Consider the following 2,974-nt stretch of genomic DNA (forward strand, 5'->3'; position numbering starts at 1 on the left):
GCCAAAGGGGGAAAGAACGACTCAAAGGCATTTAAGCCATTGAAATCCCTTTAAAACATAACGCCCTGTTAAGGTGTGAGCAACGTAATACAAAGCTACCGCACACCACCTTAAACACAAAACGCAACGCATAGCAAAAATGCCAAGCGTTGCGAATCACTCTTAAACAGATTGTTATATGATTTATCTGGGAGTTAGTATAAAACTCTTTTCTATTTCTTCTCGCGCTTCTTTTTTAGCTTTATCGATTAGCGCCTGCTCTTTTGCTTTTAGACTTGCAGCTTTCTTTTTAAATCCTTCTTGTGCATGGGATTTATAGTTACTATATTTCGCTTTATCAATAGATTTTAGATCATCTACTTTTGCTTGAATTTTGATTTGAATACCATCAAAATCAGCGGTTTCATATTTGCCAGCATCCACTGCCATATTATTTATTGCTACCGAAATCAACTTAACCAATTCAAATTTACATTCAATCGTTAAGTAATTTTCTTTGGCGTAAAGAGAAATTAGATCTTGGTTAACTTTAAAGTTATAGCTATCAAGCCAATTGCCAGTGTCATTTGAGAAAGGAAACTTCCACTGACCATGCGCTACCTTGTTTCTCAAGGTCGCTACTGGAGCAATGTATTCACCAATCCAATTTTTCATTTCATTGAATATTGTAAAATGAGTAAAGCCTAAGTTCTGATTTGTCAGCTCGTCATCAAGACTTATTTTTCGATACTTCTTAAACGCAACTTCTAAAGCTCTATACCACCGATTTTCGATGGACTTCTCAGTATAAATCAGTTTTCGCTCGCTTTCGTCGAACGCACCTTTCTCATAAATAAGTTTATGAAGTCGGCACTCTATCCAGACACCAAGTAGTAAAGTATATAAACGAGTGTAAGTCACTTCTTCATCTTTCGATGATGAAGCGATAGCATTTTGCAAACTTTGCTTGATATGAGGCAGTGACTTATTTACTAGCTCAAGGTTTAAGCTAAATTGTCCGCTGAGTTTTTTGATATGTTTCTCGAGCTTCTCTTCATCAGAGAGCTCCGGAGGGGATTCAGGAAGCTCCGGTATCTTAAAATCCTCTTCTTTTTTTAAAATACTAAAGATTCTCTTAAGCATAAAACCAACTTCCAATATAGACTCCTGATGCCAAAGATATCTCGCAAAATAGCTTTGGCACCCAGGAGTCGAACCTAGACCTTCTCACATCAGTGAGACGTGCTACCTTTACACCAGTGCCCTAAAGAATATTCGGGTATAATACCGATTAAATTCATTTAGTACAATAGGTTAGGAATAAATTATATAACGCCGCGTTAAGTGGCGAGCAACGCCAACCACCTTACCTAAACCATTGTGACATAAACACTTAACCTGAAGAAAGTCGAAAGCGCCAAGCGTTGGGAGTCCGTCTTAAACGCTTTGTTATGTGCGAAGCTTAATCAACGACAAACAGCTTAGCGCCAATCACCGTAGACGAGCGATGAGGCTCTGCATTGTCAGCTACTTGATAACTCATGCCGGGTTTTAGAATGAATTCTCGACCATCATCTAGCTCGGTGGTTAATTCCCCCGAGAGACAAAACAAAATATGCCCCTTTGAACACCAATGGTCTGCGAGATAATTTTCAGAATACTCAACCATACGGACTCGCAGCTCACCAAATTTCTTAGTGCGCCAATAAGCCATACCCGTTTCACCAGTATGTTCAGTAACCTCGACCTCACTCCAATCTGTGATTCCGAAAGGTACATTCTCAATATCCATATTGATTTCCTCCATAATTTCAATTTGTTACTAGCACATAACGCCGCGTTAAGTGGTGAGCAACGCCTACCACCCTACCTAAACCATTGTGACATAAACACTTAAACGGAAGAAAGCTGAAAACGCCATGCGTTGGGAATCCGTCTTAAACGCTTTGTTATGGGCAATTTAGACGCGCCTGATCATCTTGATATGAGGTACGCCAGTGCTCTTAGCCACATAAGATTGACCTGATGCCTGAAAACCCAATTTTTCATACATTGATACGGCATGTAGCCTAGCATTTAAGTATATTTCTTCAGCACCCTTTTCGAGTGCTTCATGTGTCAGTTTTGTTAGAACTCTAGTGCCTAAGCCCTGACCTTGCATACTCGGGCGGACGACCATCTGAGAAATCTTAAATCGTCGGGGGCTTTCTTCGCTTAGTCTGCCATATGCGCACAATGAACCATTATTTACTACTGCAACATGAAGACTGCTGCTTTCAAGCCCATCAAACATTATGTCTCGAGGAAGACCAGGAGTTCGAAAGAACAAGTCGTACCGTAAATCCAAGGCATCTTGATATAGATCATCCGTACTTTCTAAGTGCATAAGTTCCATTTTATCTCCTTGCCCATAACGCCGCATTAAGTGGTGAACAACGCGACCACCCAAGCCCAAACCTTGCCACATTTAGCACTGAAGCCGACCTGAACTGAAATTGCCAAGCGTTGAGAATCCGTCTTAAATGCTTTGTTATGTTTTAGCACAATTCGTTGATTTACTTGGCAAAGAACTGGGATGTAGACCTAGATTTCTGAACCAAGTCACAACCTAGAAATCACTTGACCGGCAGATGCGCCAAACCAAAAACGAGTAAGTCCACTTCCCTGATAATGAGGCAACTCGATCAAGCCTCAACAAGCGCCCTTTCTTAGCAACAGCAGCGCAATACAATGGCGATTTGTCGAGGCAACTGCCAAGGTTATTAGCTGATTGGAAAATATGCCCAAAGCGACTTTGAGCCAGAAGAACCTGACTACCGAACCACCCGAAAACTCGAATGAAGCAACCCGCGAACATTGGCATGTTTTACGGGTTAAGTGATTTAAGAAAGGAACGATAATAGTGATTTGCTGAGTCTACTCTCAACGAATAGCCAAAGGGGCAAAGAACGACTCAAAGGCATTTAAGCCATTGAAATTCCATTAAAACATAACG

The 2,974-nt window shown here is 41.0% G+C and carries 3 protein-coding genes; all 3 read right to left on the reverse strand.

Going from position 1 to position 2,974, the window contains the following annotated elements; genetic code table 11:
* Nucleotides 1-183: 183 nt before the first annotated feature.
* The 3 genes from H2O73_RS20190 to H2O73_RS20200 all read right to left on the reverse strand — a co-directional run bounded on the left by H2O73_RS20190 (nt 184) and on the right by H2O73_RS20200 (nt 2,374).
* Entirely contained in the window at nt 184-1,137 is a 954-nt protein-coding gene (locus tag H2O73_RS20190) for a hypothetical protein (RefSeq protein WP_182110719.1), read from the reverse strand.
* 304 nt (nt 1,138-1,441) lie between these two features.
* Nucleotides 1,442-1,771, reverse strand: a complete 330-nt coding sequence (locus H2O73_RS20195) for a DHCW motif cupin fold protein (protein WP_065546189.1) — start codon at nt 1,769-1,771, stop codon at nt 1,442-1,444.
* Nucleotides 1,772-1,939: 168 nt separating this feature from the next.
* Nucleotides 1,940-2,374, reverse strand: coding sequence for a GNAT family N-acetyltransferase (locus H2O73_RS20200; RefSeq protein ID WP_182110720.1), 435 nt, complete (start codon nt 2,372-2,374; stop codon nt 1,940-1,942).
* Nucleotides 2,375-2,974 lie beyond the last annotated feature (600 nt).

This window comes from Vibrio marinisediminis (genome assembly GCF_014050145.1).
GTDB classification, from domain to species: Bacteria; Pseudomonadota; Gammaproteobacteria; order Enterobacterales; family Vibrionaceae; genus Vibrio; species Vibrio marinisediminis.